This window comes from Clostridium fessum, from assembly GCF_003024715.1.
Taxonomy (GTDB): domain Bacteria; phylum Bacillota; class Clostridia; order Lachnospirales; family Lachnospiraceae; genus Otoolea; species Otoolea fessa.
Map to the genome: position 1 here is coordinate 221,073 of NZ_PYLO01000004.1, position 23,396 is coordinate 244,468.

Below are 23,396 nucleotides of genomic sequence, written 5' to 3' on the forward strand. Positions count from 1 at the left end.
CAGCCAAAAATCGTTAAGAAAATTGTAGGTTGTCAAAAGAGAGAAAGACGTTTAAAATAAAGGCAGTATAGCCGAAGCGGCTTTCTCTTTTTTTGTGTTCGAAATTTGGTGGAACGAAACAGAAGAGTTCAAACAAAAAGCAAATTAATAGGAATCAGAAAAGTATGAAAAAAATCAGTATATTAATTCCCTGCTACAACGAGGAAGAGAATGTAGGTCCGATCAGCGAGGCGGTTGTGGAGACGCTGGAGCGCGATCTGCCGGAATATGACTATGAGCTTGTCTTTATCGACAATGATTCGACGGACCAGACGCGCCCGATTCTTCGGAAGATCTGCAGCGAGAATCCACGGATCAAGGCAATTTTTAATGCCAAAAACTTTGGACAGTTCAATTCCCCGTATTATGGAATGTTACAGTGTACCGGCGACTGTGTGATCAGCATGGTGGCAGATTTTCAGGATCCGGTCGATATGATCCCGAAATATGTCCATGAGTGGGAAAATGGCTACAAGATTGTCATCGGCATCAAGACGGGAAGCAAGGAAAACCCGATCATGTATGCGCTGAGGAGCTGCTATTACAAGATGATAAAGAAACTCTCCGATGTCGAGCAGATTGAGCATTTTACCGGTTCGGGTCTGTATGACCGCGATTTTATTGAGATTCTGCGGGAGCTTGACGATCCGACGCCGTTTCTGCGCGGAATCGTGGCGGAGCTTGGTTATAAGCGCAAGGAGATCCCATATATCCAGCCGCAGCGCCGCGCAGGCAAGACACACAACAATTTTTACCGGCTCTACGATGCCGCGATGCTCAGTGTGACCTCCTATACGAAGGTCGGTCTGCGCCTGGCGACGATCTTTGGAAGTATCTGCGCGGCGATCAGTATGATCGTGGCGATTGTATATCTGGTGATGAAACTGCTTCACTGGTATGATTTTCCGGCTGGTATGGCGCCGGTTCTGATTGGAATGTGCTTTTTAGGGTCGGTTCAAATCTTTTTCATTGGTCTGGTGGGAGAGTATATTTTATCGATCAATTCGAGAGTCATGAAGCGTCCGCTGGTAGTGGAGGAAGAGCGGCTGAATTTTGATACACCGGTGAAAAAAGTTGGGGGCAAACAGCATGAAATGTAATGTCGATGTAGTTCGGATTCGTGAAAATTCGATTCAGCTCAATGGCTGGGCGATCGGAAAGACGCCGGAGACGGAGATCACCTATCAGGTTGAAGATGGGGCACATCAGCCGATCCGGTTTCAGTATGTGGCGACCCGCCGCGACGACGTCAGCCAGATTTATTTTGGGCGAACGGTAGAAAAAGAGCTTGGATTTGATATCCAGTTCCCGTATGAGCGCGGAAAAGATTATTATCTGATCGCAAAAGGCGAGGGACGCAAAATCCGCATTAAATATAATGAAGAACTGATCCGCAAGCGTAGCAGTGTGGCGCACAAGCGGATGCAGAAGATCCGCGATCTGATGAACATGGAGACTGTGCGGGTCTGTCTGGATTTCTGGAAGGAAAATGGTCTGAAAGCCCTGCTGGTAAAATCCAAGCACAAACTGCAGGGAATTGACAATGACTACGATTACGGCGAGTGGTATTCACTGACGAAGCCGACGGCGGAGGAGCTGGAGGAGCAGAGGAAAAAGGTGTTTGACGCGCCGGTTAAATTCTCGATCGTGATTCCGGCATTTAAGACACCGGAGCGATTTCTGCGGGAAATGCTGGATTCGATCGCGGAACAGACATACGCAAACTGGGAGGTCTGCGTGGCGGACGGCAGTCCGGCAGGACAAAGCTGCGAGCGGGTGCTGGAGCAGTATGCGAAGAAGGACAGCCGCTTTAAATACGTAATTTTAGGCGAAAATAAGGGCATTTCCGGCAATACGAATGCAGCAATGGATATGGCGACCGGCGATTATATTGTGCTGGCGGACCATGACGATAAGCTGACACCGAATGCTCTCTATGAGTGTGCGAAACTGTTACAGGAACATCCGGGATGCGACTGCTTCTATTCGGATGAGGATAAGCTGGATATGGACGGCGGCGCTTTGTTTGATCCGCATTTTAAGCCGGATTTCAATATCGATCTGCTCTGCAGCGTCAACTATATCTGCCATCTGTTTGTCGTCAGCCACGATCTGGCAGCGCAGGTGGGCGGCTTCCGTCAGGAATACGACGGAGCGCAGGATTATGACTTTATTTTCCGTTGTACGGAGAAGGCGAAGGAGATTCGCCATATCCCGAAGGTGCTGTATCACTGGCGCTGCCACAAGGATTCGACAGCGAGCAACCCGGAGAGCAAGCTGTACGCATTTGATGCGGGTGCGCGCGCGATCATGGATCATTATAAACGCGTCGGTATCGAGGCGGAGCGCGTGGAAAAAGGTGTGGACTACGGCATTTATCACTCTGTATATAAAATTCAGGGGGAACCGCTGGTATCGATCATCATTCCGAACAAGGATCACCATACGGATCTGGATCTATGCCTGCGGGCGATTGAGACGCGGGCAACGTACCGCAATGTTGAGTTTATCATTGTAGAGAACAACAGCACGGAGAAGGAAACCTTTGAATACTATGAAAAGATTCAGAAGGAATTTTCCAATGTCCATGTGGTAACCTGGGAGCGCGAGTTTAACTATTCGGCGATCAACAACTTCGGCGTGACCTTCGCAAAGGGCGAATATCTGCTGTTTTTAAATAATGATACCGAGCTGATTGCGGAGAATTTCATCGAGGAGATGCTGGGACTGTGCCAGCGTGAGGACGTCGGCGCAGTTGGCGCGAGACTGCTCTATCAGGATGATACGATCCAGCATGCGGGCGTCGTGATTGGTTTCGGCGGCATCGCAGGGCATACGTTTATAGGGCTTCATAAGGCGGAAAACAGCTATTTCCACCGTGCGATGAGTACACAGGATTACAGCGCTGTGACGGCGGCGTGCCTGATGACAAAGAAAGCACTCTTTGATGAGGTCGGCGGCTTTACGGAGAAGCTGGCGGTCGCATTTAACGATATCGATTATTGCATGAAAGTGCGGGCATCAAATCATTTAGTGGTTTACAATCCGTACGCATTGCTGTATCATTATGAGTCGAAGTCAAGAGGACTGGAGGATACGCCGGAGAAGGTGGCACGTTTTAACAGGGAGATCAAGATTTTCTCGGAGCGCTGGCCGGAGATCCTTAAAGATGGAGATCCTTACTACAATCCGAACCTGACGCTGCGGAAGTCCAATTTCGCCCTCAGGGATCTGAAAAAAGAGAAAATCGGAGAACCGTATCATCTGGAGGTATAACCCGGGATGGAGATTACAACGACAATTATTATTCCCAATTATAATGGGTTGAAATTTATGGACGAATGCATCCGTTCACTGAATGCACAGACGTATCCGAATTTCCGGACACTGGTGGTGGACAACGGTTCGACGGACGGAAGTGTGGAGTGGCTGAAGGAACATCAGATCGATACGATTTTCCTGCCGGAAAACACGGGATTTTCCGGTGCAGTCAACGTCGGAATCAAGGCGGCAGACACACCGTATGTGCTGCTTTTAAATAATGACGTCCGGGTGGACGAGTATTTCGTGGCGGAGATGGTGCGTGCGATCGGTCAGTCGGAGCGCATCTTTTCCGTCAGCAGCCGGATGATCCAGATGTACCATCCAGACAGGCTGGATGATGCAGGCGATATGTATTCCCTGCTTGGCTGGGCGTACCAGCGCGGCGTGGGACGGGATCTTACGCATTACCGCCGTTCAAGCCGGGTATTCTCGGCGTGCGCGGGCGCAGCGATCTACAGGAGAGAGGTATTTGAGGAGATAGGCTATTTCGATGAGATGCATTTTGCCTATCTGGAAGATATTGATGTGGGCTATAGAGCCCGGATTGCGGGTTATGACAATATATACTGCCCGGCGGCGCTGGTATGGCACGTCGGAAGCGGAACCAGCGGTTCCAAGTACAATTCATTCAAGGTTAAGCTGGCGGCACGCAACAATGTGTATCTGAATTATAAAAATATGCCGTGCTTACAGCTTATCATAAATGCGATTCCGATCGCAGCGGGGATTTTCGTGAAATATTCATTTTTCAGGAAACTCGGGTTTGGAAAAGATTATCTGGAAGGTCTGAAAGAAGGCATACGGACGGCAAAGAAGTGTAAAAAAGTGGCGTACCGCCCGGAACGGCTTAAAAATTATCTGGCAATAGAGCTGGAACTTTTAGCTGGGACATTTCTCTATGTCTATGAATTTGCTGTGAGACAGATCGAGAAAAAAGCAGCATCTGATAAATCGTGAGGAAAAGGTTAGAGTTGTTACTGGGCGCGTATGTGTGGACAGTAACTTAGAGTTTGCGCGATGTGTGAACGGTCATGGTTTAGCAGATGCAACACGGAGAAAGGCTGCTTATCAGACAATGTCTGAGCGGCAGCAAGCAAGTGAAAGATGAGGTAGCTTATGAATTATGAGGATGATGAGCTGGAGCGCATGAGGGCGCGCCGCGAGGGCAGAAGCAGCCGTGCCAGTCAGGCAGGGTATTCTTCGCGCGGCAGTTCTGCTTCCGGCACCAGCCGCAGAAGAGTCAGCAGTACAGTCGAAAATAGCCAGAGAAAAGGTGAGGCGGGCAGCAGTTCAGTACGTTCCGGCTACAGCGGTCCTAAGAGCGCTGGAAGTGGAAAAAAGAGTTCGGGACGCCGCGGCAGCCATTACCGTAAATCGGCGCGCCACAGAAAGCATATGATCATTGCGGCGGAGATTGTCGTGATTATATTGATGATTCTGGGCGGTGCGTTCTGGTATATGTATCACAGAACCTTCGGTTCTATGCAGAAGATTGATTTCAACGAGGACCAGGTTAAGAACGTCAATCTGTCCCAGGAACAGATCGATGATATGAAGGGCTACATGACCGTGGCGTGCTTCGGTGTCGATTCGCGAAGTGAGCACGGGCAGATGAATGTCGGAAAAGGTACGAACGCGGATGTCAACATGATTGCCAATATCAATCTGGAGACGGGTGAGATCCGCCTTGTATCGGTATTCCGGGACAGTTATCTGAATATCAACGATAAAAACTCTTATAATAAGATCAACGCCGCTTACGCACAGGGCGGTCCGGAGCAGGCAGTTAAGGCGCTGAATAAGAACCTGGGTCTTAACATTACCCAGTATGCGACGTTCAACTGGAAAGCGGTTGCGGATGCCATCAACATTCTGGGCGGTGTAGATGTCGAGCTGAGTGATGCAGAGTTCTCCTGGATCAATGCCTTCATCACGGAGACCGTAAAGGAGACTGGTATCGGTTCTCATCAGCTGACCCATGCGGGCAATGTACATCTGGATGGTATCCAGGCAGTTGCATACGGACGTATCCGTTATTCAGATACGGACTATGCGCGTACCGAGCGTCAGAGAATTATTCTTCAGAAAGCCTTTGATAAGGCAAAAAATGCAGACTGGGCGACACTCAACTGTCTGATTCAGACGATCATGCCGCAGCTTGCAACCAATGTTGATATTACGGATTTGATTCCGCTGGCACGCAATATCGCGAAGTTCCATATTGGTGAGACCGCGGGATTCCCGGCAGCCAGAGGTGAGCAGGATGTTGGAAAGATCGGTGACTGCGTTATCCCGCAGACACTGGAGTACAACGTAAAAGAGCTTCATAAGTTCCTGTTTGATGAGGAAGATTATCAGGTTCCGTCTAATGTTAAGGAGTACAGCAGCCATATCGCGCAGGTAACGGGGCTTACGACGAATGCGAAGCTGATTGGTCATGTTCCGGTCGATCAGGGTGTCAGCGCCCAGACGTTTATCAAGAAACGGGCGAGCCGTATTGCCGCGCAGGCAGCGGCGAAGGATGCCGCTAAGAAGTCATCGACGAGTGCTTCGGACGAGTCGGATGACGAGAGCGGGGATGAGACCAAGAAGGGCGAGAGCGAGAGCTCGATCGGATTGGACGAGATCTTTGATCCGGATGAAGACTGGATTGACTGGGAGGAAGAAGAGTCGAAGAGCAACAGCAGTAAGGGACCAGGAACAACGACGACTCCCGGCAAGAAAAATCATACGGATAAGACAACCGAGGCGGATGATTCTTTATCCGGACCAGGCAGCACATCGGAGACGAAGTCTTCCGTTGCAAAACCGGGATCTACAACCACGACAGCGGCAGAGACAGCGGCATCCAGTGAAAAGACTTCTCCGGGTGCATCAGATAATTCCGGTGTGAAAAGCCCGGTCACAGAGATTCAGGATCCGGGGAATTCCGGAAACAGCGATGCAGCAGGCCCCGGCGGTCCGGCAGGTCCGGGAGCTTAATCTGAATTCAGGTGATATACTATGATAAAAGATAACCAGAAACGGCTGAACCATTTCCACGTAGTGCTGGACGCATGTGTCATTGCATGCGCCTACGCACTTGCGTGGTTTATCGTCAATGGAACGTCGTGGTTTAATGTAACAGGGCATAATAAGAGCGCAATGGCAGTCGTCTATCTGGCGGCTGGCGTTCTTATTGTACCGTTTTATTTGATTTTATACGCATTTTTTCATCTTTACACGCCCAAACGGGTTCAGGGAAGACGGGTGGAGTTAGCCAATATTTTTAAGGCGAACATCATCGGTCTTTTGGTGATCTCACTGATGCTTTACCTGGGCGGTAAAAATGAGTATTTCCACAACTTCTCCCGTCCGATGGTATTTTTGTTTTTTGGCATCAATCTCTTTGCTGAGATTCTGATGCGGAATATCCTGCGGATAGCGCTTCGGTCGATGCGGTCGAAGGGATATAACCAGAAGCATCTGCTTCTGGTCGGTTACAGCCGGGCAGCGGAAGGATTTATTGACCGTGTGAATGTCAACCCGGAGTGGGGCTATAAAATCCGCGGTATTCTGGATGACCATGAGGAGTGGGGCAAAGAATATAAGGGAGTGCGCGTGATCGGCAAAATTGACGATCTGGATACGATTCTGGCGCTCAATACGCTGGATGAGATCGCGATCACCCTGAGCATCCAGGAGTATGGAAAACTGGAAAAAATCGTGGCAGGCTGTGAAAAATCGGGTGTGCATACGAAATTTATCCCGGATTATTATAACTTTATCCCGACCCGTCCGTTTATGGAGGATCTGCAGGGACTTCCGGTGATCCACATCCGCCATGTGCCGCTCACGAATCTGCTCAACGCAACGATGAAGCGGACGATGGATCTGGTCGGCGGCATGATGGCGCTCATCCTGTTTTCACCGGTGATGCTGGTGACGGCGATTCTTATAAAGGCGACTTCGCCGGGACCGGTCATTTTCTGTCAGGAGCGGGTGGGACTTCACAATAAGCCGTTTAAGATGTATAAGTTCCGCTCGATGGCGGTACAGTCGGCGGCAAAGGAGAAAAGCCAGTGGACGACGCCGGGAGACCCGCGTGTGACTCCGATTGGAAGATTTATCCGGAAGACGAGCATTGACGAGCTTCCGCAGCTGTTTAATGTTCTGAAGGGCGATATGAGCCTGGTTGGACCGCGCCCGGAACGCCCGTTTTTCGTTGAAAAATTCAAGGAAGAGATTCCGCGTTATATGATCAAACACCAGGTGCGTCCGGGAATGACCGGATGGGCACAGGTCAATGGTTACCGGGGCGATACCTCGATCACGAAGCGGATTGAGCATGATCTGTATTACATCGAGAACTGGACGCTGGGATTTGATTTTAAAATCATGTTTTTGACGGTTTTTAAGGGCTTTATAAATAAAAACGCGTATTGATGAGGAAAACCACATGGGATATGAAGAAGAAAGAGATAGGTCAGGACACCGCCGGAGCCGACGGGCAAAACCGTCGGAGATGGAAGACGATGGTCTGACACTGATCACGGATTCATTTACGGAACGCCGGGAGGACGGATCCCACCGGAGCGGAGATAGAAGCCGAAGTGGTCAGAAAGCGGCAAAGAGGGGACAGACGCAGCCTGGCAGCAGCCGGGAGAGCCGGAATCAGGAGAAAACCCGGACCATGAACCGGTCGGATATTTACGCCGACCCGGTTAAATTGAAAGCGCGCCGGAAAAAGAAGCGGAAGATATGGTTTATTCTTCTGGAGAGCGTGATGCTGATCGGGATTCTCTGCTTTGCGGGATATTCGTATATCAGCAGCCGTCTGGATCTGATGCAGCGGCTTCCGTGGAACCCGGATGAGATCAAAAACGTCGAGATTTCGGAGGAGAAGCAGGAGCAGATGAGCGGTTATTGGACGATCGCGGTTTTCGGCGTGGATAGCCGTAACTCATCGGTCGGAAAGGGCAACAACTCGGATGTCAATATTCTCTGCAACATCGATCAGGGAACCGGTGAGATACGTCTGGTTTCGGTGTACCGGGATTCATATTTAAATATCAGCGACAAGAATACCTACAACAAAATCAACGCTGCTTATATGCAGGGCGGACCGGAGCAGGTTGTCAAGGCGCTCAATAGGAACCTGGATATCGATATTGACGATTATGCGACCTTTAACTGGAAAGCCGTTGCAGATGCGATCAACATTCTGGGCGGCATTGACGTGGAGATCACGAAATCAGAGTTTTATTATATCAATGCGTTCATTTCTGAGACGGTCAAGGCGACCGGCGTCGCTTCGACCCAGCTTAAATCAGCGGGCATGAACCATCTGGACGGTGTGCAGGCGGTTGCATATGGGCGTCTCCGTCTGATGGATACGGACTATGCCCGTACCGAACGACAGAGAAAGGTTATTTCCCTCGCGTTTGAGAAGATGAAAAAAGCAGATTGGGCGACGATCAACAATATTGTGCAGACGGTATTTCCACAGGTGGCGACCAGCATCGAGATCAATGATCTGTTGAAGATAGGACGAAATATTACGCGTTACCATCTGACCGAGACGACCGGTTTTCCGTCGGAGCTGAGGGAAAAGAAGATGGGACGCAAGGGCGCCTGCGTCATCCCGCAGACGCTGGAGAGCAATGTCATCGAGCTGCATCATTTCCTGTTTGGCGATGAGGAATACACGCCGACTGAGACGGTCCGGACGATCAGTCAGAAAATTGTATCAGATACAGGCGTTCATGGCACGAAACAGGCAGAAACGAAGGCATTGCCGAAGACGACCGAGGCGACGACAATTTCCATCCTGGATCCGACGCAGGAGAGCGGCGCGGACGAAAGCCAGAAAGCCGGGAGCGGCAGCGACGAGTCGGAGAAAGAGACCGGTAATGCTTCGGAAACACAGGAGAATGACGTTTCTGAGCAGGAAAGCCGTCCGGACGGTACGCATGCATCAAAGGAAAATGCGCGGGAGAGCAGTGAGGCAGAGTCTGGCGGTTCTTCGCCGGCATTTCCGGGCGGAAATTCTGGCACCGGCACGGAGAATGGCAGAGAAAAACCTTCCGGCAGCGGTTCCCCGAATGGAAGCAGTGCACCGGGAAGTAAGACGGATGCGGGAATCATCATTGAGTGATGAGAGAGTGTGAAACGGAGGAAATGCTTTGAATTTAGATGGTTTGTACCGGATGCAGGGAATGTTATTTTCCCTGATGATTCTGGGTGCATTCTTAAAGAAGAAGGGAATTATCACGGATGAGGGAAAAAGGGTCATTGCGGATCTGGTCATCTTTGTGACACTTCCCTGCAGTATCATCGAGTCATTTGAAGTAGAACTGAGCATGGATATCTTAAAGAGCAGCGCACAGGCGCTGCTCGTCTCGTGTATGGTTCAGGTGACTTGTTATATCTTAAATATGGTACTGTACCCGGGTGTGGGAGAGGAAAAGAAGAAGGTCCTCAAATACGCGACGATGGCGTCCAATGCCGGGATTCTGGGAAATCCGGTGGCGGAGGGCATCTTCGGCTCGATGGGGCTTTTCTACGCCTCTTTTTACCTGATTCCGCAGAGAACTGCGATGTGGTCGCTGGGAATGACGTATTTTACGAAGGCGCCGGATCGGAAGACTCTGATTAAAAAGATATGCACGCATCCGTGTATTGTCTCCGTATTCATCGGCTTTGTGCTGATGCTTTTACAGATGCAGATTCCGGGATTCCTGGGAGATACGGTACATAGCTTAAACAAGGCAAACACGGCAGTCTCCATGATTTTTGTCGGAACCGTTCTGGCGGAGGCAGATATGAAGACGATGATCACGCCACTCAGCTGCTACTATGCCGCCGTGCGCCTGATCCTGATTCCGGCGCTTGTGTGGATCGGCTGCCTCCTGTTCCATATCGACACACTGGTGATGGGGATTTCTGTGGTGCTGGCAGCGATGCCGGCAGCAAGCACGACGGCGATTCTTGCCGCGAAATATGGCGGGGATGAAGTCTTTGCGACGAAGTGCGTGGTATTTACGACGCTGCTTTCGATGGTGTCGGCACCGGTTTGGTGTATGGTGCTGCAGCGGTAATCCCTTATGAGTTCGTATTTCTATAAAGGGGGTTTCGCTTGCATTGGATGAAAAGATATGTTATATTAGGGATAGAAAAAAGGAAAAGCCAGAGGAGCGGCTTACCTGAATAAATTAAACAACTGTTTTATTAACAGCCGTCATTATTGCAGTAATGGCGGCTATTTTCGTTTTCCCTTGAAAATTGTATAACACAATCCAACAAGGGCGCAAATGAATATTCCAATCTGAATCAAATCAGAGTATGTAACATACATTGGCAATGCCCTCCTTTCTTTCGTCTGGAGGGTTAGATTTGTGCCTCGTTCCAGTCTTTGATAAACAAGCTTTGCTGAAATCTAGCAACCCTCCGATAACAGAGGGTAAGCCGCCTGGCTCTCTGGTTTTTCCCATGTACGAAGTATATCATATTTTATCAGAACAGACAATGATAAAACGAAACAAATCCCCTCAGATTGCTCTGAGAGGATTTGCATATTCATGATTTATAATAGCAGTTCATATTGCTTGGTTATAGTCTTACAAACATTCTGTAATTTTACTTCTCATCCACAACCTGGAAAATGTAGAACTTCAGATAATAGGACGTCTCATCCCCCGCCCACAGAATCGGATGGTCGGCTGCCTGGGTGCGGTATTCGATCTGGCGCAGGCGGCGGTGGGCGCTGCGGGCTGCCTCCTGAATCGCCTTTGTGAAGAGTTCCGGCGTCATGAAATGGGAGCAGGAGCAGGTGGCGAAGTAGCCGCCGTCCTTTACCAGACGCAGACCGCGAATATTGATCTCGCGGTAGCCCTTGATGGCATTTTTGACCGAGCTGCGGGATTTTGTGAAGGCAGGCGGATCGAGAATCACGACGTCAAATTGCTCACCTTTTGCCTCTAATTCCGGAAGCAGGTCAAAGACATCCGCGCACTGAAAGGTGGTAGTGCCGGAAACACCGTTTAACTCTGCATTTTCACGCGCCTGTGCGACGGCAAGTTCGGACGCATCCACGCCGATGACCTCTTTGGCGCCAGAGACGGCTGCATTTAAGGCAAAGGAGCCGGTGTGGGTAAAACAGTCCAGAACGCGTTTGCCCGGGCAGAGACGCTGGATTGCCAGACGGTTGTATTTCTGGTCGAGGAAAAAGCCAGTTTTCTGCCCGTCCTTGACATCTACCAGATAGCGGACACCATTTTCAACGATCTCTACTTTTGTATCAAATGGTTCCCCGATAAAGCCCTTATAGCGCTCCATGTCCTCCTGTAAGCGGACCTTAGCGTCGCTGCGCTCGTAAATACCGCGGATATGAATGCCGTCTTCCTCAAGCACCTTGACGAGTTTTTCCAGAATCAGCGGTTTCAGACGGTCGATACCGAGCGCCAGGGATTCAACGACCAGCACATCGGAAAATTTGTCGATCACGATGCCCGGAAGGAAATCTGCTTCGCCGAAAATCAGGCGGCAGCTGCTGGTATCAACTGTCTGACGGCGGTATTCCCAGGCATTGCGGACGCGCATTTCGATAAAAGCATCGTCGATGACAGTATCCTTTTTGCGGGAAAGCATCCGCACGGTAAGCTTGGAGCGGGTGTTGATAAAACCACATCCGAGCGGATAACCGTCAAAATCTTCGACACGAAGGATATCGCCATTTTCAAATTCGCCCTCAATTCGTTCAATTTCATTATCATAGATCCACATACCGCCGGCTTTCAGGGAACGAGCCTCGCCTTTGCGGATATGGACAACTGCCTGTGTATTCATCATGGATGTAACAGTCCTTTCATATAAAATGTAAAATTCGTTTCATTCATTAAGTATACAAGAGGAGAGAAAGACTGACAAGTGAAAACCGAGAGATGTTTTTAAGCTTCACAGATTTATGATTTTATTTTCACAATTACATCACAAATAACTGATAGACTATCTCATGTAAACAGAGAGAGGGCAGAAAGCCTGAGACAGAATATAAGAGTATGAACAATCCGCTGCGGGAAGGTTCGCAAAATGGACAGTACGCGGCTGTGATTCCTGAGAACAGGAGGTATGAATATATGTATGACGAGAATGAAAGAAATGAGAGACACGATCAGGATGTAGATTATACGGAGGGCGCTTATTCGGACAGCGCTTATGAGGAAAAGAATAACGATACTGCTAAAAAAGAAGAAACTTCCGATTATGGCGGTTATCATGATTCCCGTTACCGGGGCAGTCTCGATGGAGAACCGGAGGCAGCAGCCGGAGCAGACCCGAAAGAGAATGCAGAGAAGCAGCCGGAACGCAGCTATATTCCGGAAGAACGGAGTGGCCGGGGACATGGCTCTAAGAATACTGGTAAGAAAATTGCGGCACTTGTGATGTCGGGCATTTTGTTTGGCTGTGTGGCAGGCGGAACCATGGTTGGCGTGAATGCACTTTCAAACCGGCTTCTTCCGGGTGAGACCGCACAGGAAACGATCGGTCAGGTTTCCCAGGAGACACAGGCAGATGCGGGCACTAAAACGCAGGCCTCCATTGGCAACGATGTTTCTTCGATTGTAGAGAAAGCGATGCCGTCCGTTGTAGCGATCAACAACAAGATGATTTATACACAGAACAACTGGCTGTTTGGTCAGCAGCAGTACGAGGTGCCGAGCAGCGGTTCAGGAATCATTGCCGGACAGAATGACACGGAACTTCTGATTATTACCAATAACCATGTCGTTGAAGATTCCGAGGAACTTTCGGTTACCTTTATTGATAACCAGAGCGTTAAGGCAGCGGTCAAAGGTACTGATTCCGATTCGGATCTGGCAGTCATTGCCGTACAGCTTTCAGATATACCGGAAGAAACGAGAAAACAGATTAAGGCAGCCGATCTGGGCGATTCTGATTCCCTGAAGCTGGGACAGGGTGTTGTGGCAATCGGTAACGCACTGGGACAGGGGCAGTCGGTTACCGTCGGTTATGTCAGCGCTTTAAATAAAAAGATAACCATCAACGACGTAGAGCGGACACTTCTGCAGGTCGATGCGGCGATCAACCCAGGCAACAGCGGCGGCGCACTTTTAAATATGAACGGTGAAGTTATCGGCATCAATGCGGCGAAGTATTCGGACACCAGTGTTGAGGGCATCGGCTATGCGATCCCGATTTCACAGGCAAAGGATATTATCAGCGACCTGATGACGAAGACGACGAAGGTAGCTGTCGATGAGAATGAGCAGGGCTATCTGGGAATCCAGCTTCAGAATATCGACAGCCAGATGGCGCAGGCGTATGGCATGCCGGAAGGTATCTATGTATACAAGATTGTTGCGGGCGGCGCGGCATCCAGGTCGGATCTGCGGGAGCGCGATATTATCACCAAGTTTGACGGTGAGAAGGTAAAGAATGGTGATGATCTCAAGAAAATGCTGACTTACTATAAGGCAGGTTCCACCGTTACCATGACGGTACAGAGTCTGGAAAATGGCAAATATGTCGAGAGAAACGTACAGATTACACTGGGCTCCAAGAGCGATATGCCGCAGAGCCAGGATAGCCAGAACGAGAGCCGGAGTGAATCACAGGCAAGTCCGCAGAGAAAACTGGAAAGATAGAAAATATCCCATCAGCGAAGTGGACTGGAATGGATATTTGCCCGTAACGGTGAAGATACGGAACTGTTGCGAAGCGGAAATGAATAAAATCAGGAAGATATAGAAAAGAAGGCAGGTGAACCGCCGGTAGATCCTCTTGTAATCAGAGAGGGCGGTGATTCATCTGTCTTTTTGTTTCATAGGAAATTTTTTTATTTTTAAAATGAAATGACGGCTGCTGTTATGATTTACGTTTTTCGCAAGCTATGATAAAATGAAAAGGTGCTTTCAGATTGGAGGAAATATAAAAATATGAGTGATAACCAGAATATAGATACGACAACCAATATAAACGAAACAGATACAAATAAAACCAGTACAGATCATTCGGATGATTACGAGAAAATCTGCTACGTCTGCCGCCGCCCGGAGAGCAAGGCGGGAGAGATGATCACGATGCCGGGCGGGATGAATTTCTGCCATGAGTGTATGCAGAAAGCATTTGACTCGATTTCCAAGTCGGGCATGGACTTTTCCAAGCTTCAAAATATGCCGTTTATGAACATGAATCTCAATGATTTTGCGGGCATGCAGATGCCGAATACAGAAATTCCAGAGAAGAATAAGATCAAGAAAAAGAGCAAGGCAAAAGACGCGGAGAAACTTCTGACGATGAAGGGTGTTCCGGCACCGCACCAGATCAAGGCGCAGCTGGATGCGTATGTGATCGGGCAGGAGCGGGCGAAACGGGCAGTTTCAGTGGCAGTCTACAACCATTATAAGCGCGTGATTCTCCGGCAGCAGGACGAGCTCCGGGCAAATGAAAATACGGAAGAAAAGGCGGAAAACGCGGCGGCACAGGGAATGCAGATGCAGGGCGGCGAGCCGGAGATTGAGAAATCCAACATCCTGATGCTGGGACCGACCGGAAGCGGAAAAACGTACCTGGTCAAGACGCTGGCGAAGCTTTTGGATGTGCCGCTGGCGATCGCGGATGCGACGGCGCTCACGGAAGCTGGATATATCGGAGATGATATAGAAAGCGTAGTCTCCAAGCTTCTGGCAGCGGCTGGAAATGATGTGGAGAAAGCTGAGCAAGGCATCATTTTCATCGATGAGATCGATAAAATTGCGAAAAAGAAAAATACGATGAGCCGCGATGTCAGCGGTGAGTCGGTACAGCAGGAGCTTTTAAAACTTCTGGAAGGCAGCCAGGTAGAGGTGCCGGTCGGCTCAAACCAGAAGAATGCACTCACGCCGATGGCGACTGTGGATACGAACAACATCCTGTTTATCTGTGGCGGCGCGTTTCCGGGATTGGATGATATCATCAAGGAGCGCCTGAAAAAGCGTTCCACGATGGGCTTCAACTCCCATTTGAAGGATGAATTTGACAATGATCCGGATATTTTGAGCCAGGTGACAACGGAAGATCTGCGGAATTTTGGCATGATTCCAGAGTTTCTCGGACGTCTGCCGGTGCTTGTGAGCCTGCAGGGGCTGACAAAGGAATTGCTGATGCGGATTCTGAAAGAACCGAAAAATGCGATCCTCAAGCAGTATGAGCGCCTGCTGGCGCTGGATGAGGTCAAACTGGTGTTTGAGGACGATGCACTGGAGTGGATCGCCGAGCGGGCGCTGGAAAAAGATACGGGTGCCCGTGCGCTGCGTGCCATTTTAGAGGATTTTATGATGGATATCATGTATGAGATCCCGAAAGATCCGAATATCGGATCCGTTGTGATTACGCGCCCGTATCTGGAGAAGAATGGCGGTCCGCGGATAGAGATGCGGGGATAATAGTTTTTCAGGAACATGATCGGTGAACGGTGTCATGTATGTGGTGAAAGTTAGCGATGTAAGGATCCGGAAAAGCAATTTGTGTGTGAAGAGAAAACAGCAGAAGTTAATTAACTTCTCATGGATAAAAAAGAGTTATATAGGTTTAACGTCCCATACCCCCACTCCCGGCTGGGATATTCGATGGAATTTCGGCGGTCAGCCCCGCGGATCAGAAATGCCTTGGCAATCGAGGTGTTGATCCGCGGGGCTGATGGCGTATAGGCAGACCAGGAGAGCAGGATCGCGGCGGCTCCGGCGGTCATGGCGGCGGCAAATGAGGTTCCGGTTACCTCCTGATAATCGGGAAGCGGGAGCCGGACGCCGGGGGCGGCAAGGTCGGGCTTGATAGTTCTGGTGCGGGTAAAACCGCGGCTGGAATGCAGATAGATCCCGCCCGTCTGGTGGCTGTAGGCGGCGGTGGTGATGATGGCTGCTGTATTGCCCGGATCGGTGATGGTTGTGTCCGGATCCGGGCGCAGAAAGAAGGTTTCATCCGAGATAAAGCCGTGCACCGGCAGCCACATATGATATTCACCCTGAATCGAGAGCGTATGGTAGACGCGGATTTTCCAGATTCCGGCGGCGGGGGCATCAAAGCGCATCAGGATCAGTTCGCTTCCGGTCGCCAGCTCGGAGCTGGTATAGTTGAGGTGAATGGTCGTTCCTTCCAGAAGAAAGGGAATCCGGCGTTCTTCGTCGCCGGAGAGCCGGATGCGTCCCGTTTCGTCGCCGGAGGGGGATAAAAATCCGACACTGTAAAGCTCCGATTCACGCGCCCACAGTTCCAGCGTAAATCCCCGTTCGCCGGGACCGACCCGCAGTTCCACATCCTCATAGGAGGTGGAAGCAGGAAATACACTGCGAAAATGGTGCCCGCGCCCGGTTTCATTGCCTCCGGCGGCGACCAGAATCTGCCCGCTGGCGCGCGACAGGCTGTTCAGATATAGACCAAGCGGCGAAGTGCCGCTGTGGCTTCCGGTATTGGTGCCAAGACCCAGCAGGATCACAAGGGGCTTTTTCTCCTGCCTGGCAATATAAAGAAGAAACTTGATTCCGAGCATGATGTCGTCCTCCTGAAAGGCGATGGCATCCTCGCGGATCAGAAAAAAATCGCGAAGATAGGTTCTGGCTGGTTTCAAGCGTACAACGACCAGTTCCGATTCCGGCGCCGCCCCGGAGAAAAAAGCATCGGCATCTTCGGAACCGGCGGCGACCAGCGCCATCTGCGTGCCGTGGCGGAGAGGATCCGAGGTGGGGACGATGGAATGCGGATCTTCCGAGCGCAGCGCCTCGTTGATGTGGGAACGCTGGTAGACACTTCCGTAGTGCAGCGCATCGATCGGATCCGGCGTGCTAAGCCCCGTGCCCGGAACCGTCTGATCCCAGATGGCGGCGATGCGCGTGCTTCCATCCGGATCGCGTAACAAGGGATTTGTATAATCGATCCCCGTATCCACAATTCCAATCAGCGTCCCGCGCCCCTTGTTTCCCAGGAAGGGCTGTTCTGCCGTCCGGGAAATTCCTGCGCTGTCCAGGCTGGATGTATCTAATATGGTATAAAGATTCGGGATCGAGTCATAGCCATACTGCTGGACTGAGAGCGGCAGCGCCTCCGCCAGAGACCGGTGCCAGATCACATACTCATGATTGACAAAATCATAGCAGCCGGAATCATTTTCCAAAATCTGGTTATAGGTAAAAGGAAAAAAACGTTCGATAAAATCGGCGGTTTGGTTGTCTGGAAGAGAAGAGCAATTCATAGCGTTTTCCATAGAGATTTTTTAGAATTTAAGATAAGATATGCGGTAAAATACGAAAGCTTCCCTATACTCTGTCGGAAAAACTTGTTATAATAAATATAAGTTAGATAATGACATTTATATGAGGAGGTGCCCTTATGAAAAAATACCTGTATATGATAGCTGCCCTGTTCGGCATCGATTATTTCTGCAAGGAAAACATAGAAGCCCAGAAACCGGAAGATTTTCCGCGCGACATGGAAAAAAGCCATGGAAAGATCCGCCTGTACCGCAATCACAACGACGGTTTCTGTTTTGGAGTAAAAAAAGAAAAGAAAGAACTGGTCCGCATGGTGCCGGTTGTCTTTACCTCGGCGGCAGCGGGCATTCTGACATGGTTATTGTGCCGGGACGAAGGCAGAAAAGCCGATCGGATCGGTTTTGCCCTCATCACGGCGGGTGGTTTAAGTAACCTGTATGACCGCCTCAAACGCGGTTATGTGGTAGATTATTTCAGCATCCGGTGTAAATACCTGGAAAAGGTCGTCTTTAATCTGGGAGACTTTTTTATCTTCGCAGGAAGCGCCCTGATCGCAGCCTCCGATCTGCTGGGAGCCGTCCGTGATCTTAGTTCTCCGGCAGAGGCTCACATAAAAGCGCTCCGACTGCCGTGGCGAAAGACGGATGAGGCGGAATGATATAGTCGATTCCAAAGACATCGTGCATCTGATTGAAAATGTCAAAGGTCTTTGCAGCAGGTGCAAGGCTGGCGAGAGAACCGGTCAGGACGACATTCCGGGTGGTGTCCTGGCTGAGAGCCAGGGACGCCATCACACCCACATTTTCATAAATCATATTGAAAAGAGCGGCAGCCAGGTCAGCATCCGAGGCGCCGCTTTTGATTCGCCCAAAATTGGCAGCGGTTAAGTCGGCGGCAAGTCCCGGGACATCTTCCTCCTGCACGTCGGCGATGCGGAGATCTGCCATGGCCTTATTGCCGCGCAGCGCCATCTCTGAGAGGGCAAAAATGTCGGTGACGCCGAGAAAGCGCTCCGCCATGCCGGCAAGTGTCCCACCGCCGACGCCGCTTCCGCCCAGATGACGGAAGCCGTTTGTCCTGGAAGCGCGGATAAAGGCAGAGCCGGTTCCAAGGCTGACCACCAGCGCTTCGTCAAGCCCGGACAGGTATAGGCCGCCGTGTCCGATGGCATCCAGTTCCAGGGCATGGATGGTCGGGATGCCGAAGATATTTTCATGGAAATACGTCGAACCGAGCCCGGTCAGGACGATTTTTTCAACATCGTCAAACGAAGCGCCCTGCTGATCCAGGAAACGCCCGAGAACACCGTAAGCCGAGGTGCGCGGGTCATCCGCGTGAACCTGAAGCGTACCAAGCAGAGTGCCATGCTCATCCAGCGCCGCCGCCTTGGTGCTGGAACTGCCGATGTCGATTCCGAGGGATAAATTCATTTGCTTATCTCCTTTATGATATTCCTGCTGCCACCGCGTTTCCTTACGGCACTTTCGGTTCCAAAAGTGCCTATCCGTGAACAGTAACGCTGGTTTGTATCTTTTATGACTGTAAGAATTGGATTGTTTTTATAAACATTATAGGGTAAAGTAAAATAAAGTGCAATGGAAGAATGTGGTCCGAATGTTCTTAAAATGATATTTCAAATGGATAACATAAAGATTTATATGTCACGCCCAAGCTTTGTTGAGATTCCGGCAGAGACTGAAATATGCTTTAATGATAAGGAAATAGTGACCGAAAATACGGGATATCAGGCATGGTGGAGCAGAGAGTATGAGGTCCATGTTTAATAAGGAGTTCTTTAAGTGTTCCCAGTTTACGCACATTAACAGATGTACTTTTTCCCTCGTTATTAATATAGCTTTTTGCAATATAAAAAGACTCCGAATTTTTTTGACACAAAAAAAAGCAGGTTCTATGCGGCCTGCAAGGTATTTTTCTATTATTCAACGGTCAAACTCCCGGAGACGGCAGAAGTATGGAAATGCAAGCCTGTATTTATTGACAGAACCTATGAAATACGGTAGAATCAACCTTAAAAAAGAGTAATCCCCTACATGGGGAGATAGGAGTTGAGTTTTTTGAGTTCTGGTGATGGGATACAGCTATTGATTTTGATACTTCTGCTTTTGATGTCGGCTTTCTTTTCTTCGACGGAGACGGCGCTGACGACGGTCAACAAGATCCGGGTGCGGACGCTGGCGGAGAATGGCGATAAGCAGGCAGAGTATGTATTGAAGATCATAGAGGATCCGAGCAAAATGCTGAGTGCGATTCTGATCGGCAACAATGTGGTAAACCTGTATGCGTCTTCTCTTGCGACGGTTCTTGCCACCCACATCTGGGGTAACAAGATCGTAGGGATTGCGACGGGCATTCTGACGCTTTTAATCCTGATTTTCGGCGAGATCACGCCGAAGACGGTTGCGACTATACAGGCTGAGCGGATTGCATTTCGGTTCGCTAAAATCATTTATTATATCATGACGGTGCTGACACCGGTCATTTTTGTGGTCAACCAGCTCTCGTTTTTAGTGTTGAAGCTGCTTCGCGTGGATGTGAAGGCAAAGGGCGAGTCCATCACGGAGGATGAGCTGCGGACGATCGTGGAGGTCAGCCACGAAGAGGGCGTCATCGAGTCCGAAGAGAAGAAGATGATCAACAATGTGTTTGATTTTGGGGACGCCGTGGCGCGCGATGTCATGCTTCCGAAGGTCAACATGACGTTTGTGGACGTGGATGCGACGTATGACGAGCTGATGGAGGTATTCCGCAGTGAGAAATACACGCGTTACCCGGTCTATGAGGAGACGACGGACAATGTCATCGGTGTTCTGAACATCAAGGATATTTTCTTAAAAGGCGGGGAAGAGGGCTTTTCTGTCCGGAAATATCTGCGGAAACCTCTCTATACATATGAGTTTAAGAAGGTTGCTGAGCTGATGCGCGAGATGCGGAAAGCAGCGATCAGCATCGTGATCGTGCTCGACGAGTACGGTTCGACGGTCGGTCTTATCACGCTGGAAGATATGCTGGAGGAGATTGTCGGAGATATCCGGGACGAGTACGATGGAGACGAGGAAAAGTCCATACAGCGCATCGCCCCGCGGGAATACATGGTAGACGGTTCGGTCAAACTTGACGATCTGGATGAACGCCTGAATCTGGAACTCCAGTCAGACGAATATGATTCCATTGGCGGACTGGTGATCGGACTTTTGAACCATCTTCCACAGGAAAAAGAAGAGGTTGTGGTGGAAAACGTCCGCCTCGTCGTCGAATGTGTGGATAAGAACCGGATCGATAAGATTCATCTGTACCTGTTAAGCCCGTCGGAGGCGGCGTTAGCTAAACATACCGCCGATGGTGCCGCTTCCGGCGCAGAGGGCGAAGGAAAGCAGCAGGGATGAGGCAGTCTCCTTGAGGGACTGTCGGATCGCAAAAGACAGGGCTAGAAAAATAAGAAAATAAAGGGCGCCGGCACAGAATCCCCAGAGGAACCGGCGCCTTTTTGCTTTCTTTCCGGCGACGAGTCCTGCCAGAAAGCAGGCGAGAATGTAGATGCCGCGCACTCCTAGCGTGATTTCCTTTTCACCCCACTGAAACCGGTACATCCCAAACGCGAGCAGAAGCAGAAAGACAGCGGTTGCCGCGTAGGAGAAGAGGGAAGAACGGAGCAGAATCTGGATAGCTGATTTTTCCATGATAAAATACCTGTGTGCATTCTTTTTCTATTCGTATGAACAAAGAAGGACAAATATGCCTGCAGAATGAAACATTGTTACAAACAAGCGTTACTGTTCACGCATACGTGCCCAGTAACGGAATTTGCCGTGGCTTCGCATCTCAATACGGCAAATTCCTGCTGCCACCACGTTTTCTTACGGCACTTTCGGTTCCAAAAGTGCCTACCCGTGAACAGTTCCAAAAAAGCCGGAATCTGTGAGAAACACGGTAAATTGAAATGCTTGCACAAGCGGGCAACATATGATATAATCTGTAGGACTTTATATACTAAAAAAATGAAGGAGGACATAGAGATGAAACACGTAAAGACACTGAGCGCAAGCACACTGAAGAACAGCATGAAGAAAGGCGGCTGCGGCGAGTGCCAGACATCCTGCCAGTCTGCATGTAAGACATCCTGTACTGTAGGTAACCAGAGCTGCGAGAACCAGAACCGCTAATTGGCAGTACAAAACAAATGAGGCGTTTTCTGATAAATCAGAGCTTTTCATGAGTGGGAGAGCTGGAGTCTGAGAAAACGCAGAGTTGACACAGGGAGGCAGACAAGACGGAGCGCGGTCCGAGGAGAGGACTGCATATGTTCCGGGTTGTCTGCCTGCCTATGTCTTATAGAAGGAGAAAGACAGTGATTCATCAGTATATAAATAATGGATATTATATCGTACTGGATGTCAACAGTGGCTCCGTCCATTCGGTCGATCCGCTTCTGTACGATGTGATTTCCTTTTTATCGGAGCGGATTCCGGATAGCGAGAAGCCGTTTCAGATTGCCCAGTCTCTGAAAGACGAGACGGCGGCAGCATTAAAAGAGAAATACAGCCAGGAAGAGATCAGAGAGGCGTTTGAGGACATTCAGGAGCTCATCGATCAGGAAGAACTCTTTACCGCTGACATTTACAAAAACTTCGTTATGGATTTCAAGAAGCGCCAGACGGTTGTCAAGGCACTCTGCCTGCATATCGCGCATGACTGCAACCTTGCCTGTCAGTACTGCTTTGCAGAAGAGGGCGAGTATCATGGACGCAGAGCGCTGATGACATTTGAGGTCGGCAAGAAAGCGCTGGATTTCCTGATTGCCAATTCTGGAAACCGCCGGAACCTGGAAGTCGATTTCTTCGGCGGCGAGCCGCTGATGAACTGGCAGGTGGTTAAACAGTTAGTCGAGTACGGACGTTCCCAGGAAGAGGCGCACAACAAGAAATTCCGTTTCACACTGACCACCAACGGCGTTCTGTTAAACGATGAAATTATGGAATTCTGCAACCGCGAGATGTCAAACGTCGTGCTCAGTCTGGATGGACGAAAAGAGGTCAACGACAAGATGCGCCCATTCCGCAACGGAACCGGAAGCTACGACCTGATCGTGCCGAAGTTCCAGAAATTTGCAGAGAAGCGCGGAGACCGCGATTATTTCGTGCGTGGTACCTTCACACACAACAACCTGGATTTTGGCAAAGATGTTCTGCATTTTGCCGATCTTGGATTCAAGAAAATGTCGGTTGAGCCGGTCGTAGCACCGGATGAAGAGCCTTACGCGATCAAAGAGGCGGATCTTCCGCAGATTCTCGAGGAATATGACCGTCTGGCAGCAGAGTATGTCAAGAGACACAAAGAGGGACGCGGCTTCACGTTCTTCCACTTTATGCTCGATCTGACACAGGGACCGTGCGTGGCAAAACGTCTGTCCGGATGCGGTTCAGGAACTGAGTATCTGGCAGTTACCCCGTGGGGCGACCTCTATCCGTGCCATCAGTTTGTAGGAAACGAAGATTTCCTGCTCGGCAACGTGGATACGGGCGTGACCAACACGGCAGTCCGCGACGAGTTCAAGCTCTGCAATGTCTATGCGAAAGACAAATGTCGGGATTGCTTTGCCAGATTTTACTGCAGTGGCGGCTGTGCGGCCAATTCCTACAACTTCCACGGTTCCATCACGGATGCGTATGATATCGGGTGCGAGATGCAGAAAAAACGTATCGAGTGCGCGATCATGATAAAAGCTGCTCTTGCAGACGGCTCTGACGAGTAGAGAACAAGGAGAGAGAG

17 protein-coding genes are annotated in these 23,396 nt (G+C 50.0%); 13 read left to right on the forward strand and 4 right to left on the reverse strand.

Translation table 11 applies throughout. The annotated features are described in order from the left end of the window. Positions 1-164: 164 nt before the first annotated feature. From C7U56_RS12325 to C7U56_RS12355, 7 genes are all read left to right on the forward strand, one after another. Complete coding sequence (locus tag C7U56_RS12325; RefSeq protein ID WP_107001455.1) at positions 165-1,139, forward strand: glycosyltransferase family 2 protein; 975 nt, start codon at positions 165-167, stop codon at positions 1,137-1,139. Continuing rightward, a complete protein-coding gene (locus tag C7U56_RS12330; protein ID WP_107001456.1) occupies positions 1,129-3,315 on the forward strand; it encodes a glycosyltransferase family 2 protein in 2,187 nt (728 codons plus the stop codon). Before C7U56_RS12325 ends, C7U56_RS12330 begins: the two co-directional genes overlap by 11 nt. A 6-nt stretch (positions 3,316-3,321) precedes the next feature. Further along, complete coding sequence (locus C7U56_RS12335; protein ID WP_022359149.1) at positions 3,322-4,320, forward strand: glycosyltransferase family 2 protein; 999 nt, start codon at positions 3,322-3,324, stop codon at positions 4,318-4,320. 159 nt (positions 4,321-4,479) lie between these two features. Then, complete coding sequence (locus C7U56_RS12340) at positions 4,480-6,345, forward strand: LCP family protein (RefSeq protein WP_107001457.1); 1,866 nt, start codon at positions 4,480-4,482, stop codon at positions 6,343-6,345. 21 nt (positions 6,346-6,366) lie between these two features. Then, the gene (locus C7U56_RS12345; RefSeq protein WP_107001458.1) at positions 6,367-7,788 is read left to right on the forward strand and encodes an undecaprenyl-phosphate glucose phosphotransferase; all 1,422 of its coding nucleotides are present in this window, start codon (positions 6,367-6,369) and stop codon (positions 7,786-7,788) included. 13 nt (positions 7,789-7,801) lie between these two features. Further along, positions 7,802-9,499, forward strand: coding sequence for an LCP family protein (locus C7U56_RS12350; RefSeq protein ID WP_107001459.1), 1,698 nt, complete (start codon positions 7,802-7,804; stop codon positions 9,497-9,499). 28 nt (positions 9,500-9,527) lie between these two features. Further along, positions 9,528-10,442 carry an AEC family transporter gene (locus C7U56_RS12355; RefSeq protein WP_181357242.1) on the forward strand — a complete coding sequence of 305 codons (915 nt, stop codon included), beginning with the start codon at positions 9,528-9,530 and terminating at the stop codon, positions 10,440-10,442. A 538-nt stretch (positions 10,443-10,980) separates the two neighbouring features. Here C7U56_RS12355 and C7U56_RS12360 read toward each other — a convergent pair. Continuing rightward, a complete protein-coding gene (locus C7U56_RS12360) occupies positions 10,981-12,189 on the reverse strand; it encodes a class I SAM-dependent rRNA methyltransferase (protein ID WP_107001518.1) in 1,209 nt (402 codons plus the stop codon). A 290-nt stretch (positions 12,190-12,479) separates the two neighbouring features. Between C7U56_RS12360 and C7U56_RS12365 the strand changes: the two genes are divergently transcribed. Together C7U56_RS12365 and clpX are read left to right on the forward strand one after the other, a co-directional pair. After that, complete coding sequence (locus tag C7U56_RS12365; protein WP_107001460.1) at positions 12,480-14,009, forward strand: S1C family serine protease; 1,530 nt, start codon at positions 12,480-12,482, stop codon at positions 14,007-14,009. Between the two features lie 291 nt (positions 14,010-14,300). Next, a complete protein-coding gene (gene clpX / locus C7U56_RS12370) occupies positions 14,301-15,788 on the forward strand; it encodes an ATP-dependent Clp protease ATP-binding subunit ClpX (RefSeq protein WP_107001461.1) in 1,488 nt (495 codons plus the stop codon). A gap of 110 nt (positions 15,789-15,898) precedes the next feature. Here the strand turns inward: clpX and C7U56_RS12375 are convergent, their stop codons facing one another. Further along, positions 15,899-17,590, reverse strand: a complete 1,692-nt coding sequence (locus C7U56_RS12375) for a S8 family peptidase (RefSeq protein WP_107001462.1) — start codon at positions 17,588-17,590, stop codon at positions 15,899-15,901. 137 nt (positions 17,591-17,727) lie between these two features. On the opposite strand from C7U56_RS12375, the gene C7U56_RS12380 reads away from it, so the two are divergent. Beyond that, complete coding sequence (locus C7U56_RS12380) at positions 17,728-18,267, forward strand: signal peptidase II (RefSeq protein ID WP_107001463.1); 540 nt, start codon at positions 17,728-17,730, stop codon at positions 18,265-18,267. Here C7U56_RS12380 and C7U56_RS12385 read toward each other — a convergent pair. Then, entirely contained in the window at positions 18,197-19,039 is an 843-nt protein-coding gene (locus tag C7U56_RS12385) for a BadF/BadG/BcrA/BcrD ATPase family protein (protein WP_107001464.1), read from the reverse strand. The two genes, C7U56_RS12380 and C7U56_RS12385, sit on opposite strands and share 71 nt — an antisense overlap. A gap of 645 nt (positions 19,040-19,684) precedes the next feature. On the opposite strand from C7U56_RS12385, the gene C7U56_RS12395 reads away from it, so the two are divergent. Next, the gene (locus tag C7U56_RS12395) at positions 19,685-21,013 is read left to right on the forward strand and encodes an HlyC/CorC family transporter (RefSeq protein ID WP_107001466.1); all 1,329 of its coding nucleotides are present in this window, start codon (positions 19,685-19,687) and stop codon (positions 21,011-21,013) included. On the opposite strand, the gene C7U56_RS12400 is transcribed toward C7U56_RS12395, so the two are convergent. Continuing rightward, positions 20,948-21,307, reverse strand: coding sequence for a TIGR04086 family membrane protein (locus C7U56_RS12400; protein WP_107001467.1), 360 nt, complete (start codon positions 21,305-21,307; stop codon positions 20,948-20,950). The two genes, C7U56_RS12395 and C7U56_RS12400, sit on opposite strands and share 66 nt — an antisense overlap. Before the next feature lie 336 nt (positions 21,308-21,643). Between C7U56_RS12400 and scfA the strand changes: the two genes are divergently transcribed. Both scfA and scfB read left to right on the forward strand, forming a co-directional pair. Continuing rightward, a complete protein-coding gene (scfA, locus tag C7U56_RS12405) occupies positions 21,644-21,790 on the forward strand; it encodes a six-cysteine ranthipeptide SCIFF (protein WP_022359867.1) in 147 nt (48 codons plus the stop codon). Positions 21,791-21,975: 185 nt separating this feature from the next. Further along, positions 21,976-23,379, forward strand: a complete 1,404-nt coding sequence (gene scfB / locus C7U56_RS12410) for a thioether cross-link-forming SCIFF peptide maturase (RefSeq protein WP_107001519.1) — start codon at positions 21,976-21,978, stop codon at positions 23,377-23,379. The last annotated feature ends 17 nt before the right edge of the window (positions 23,380-23,396 follow it).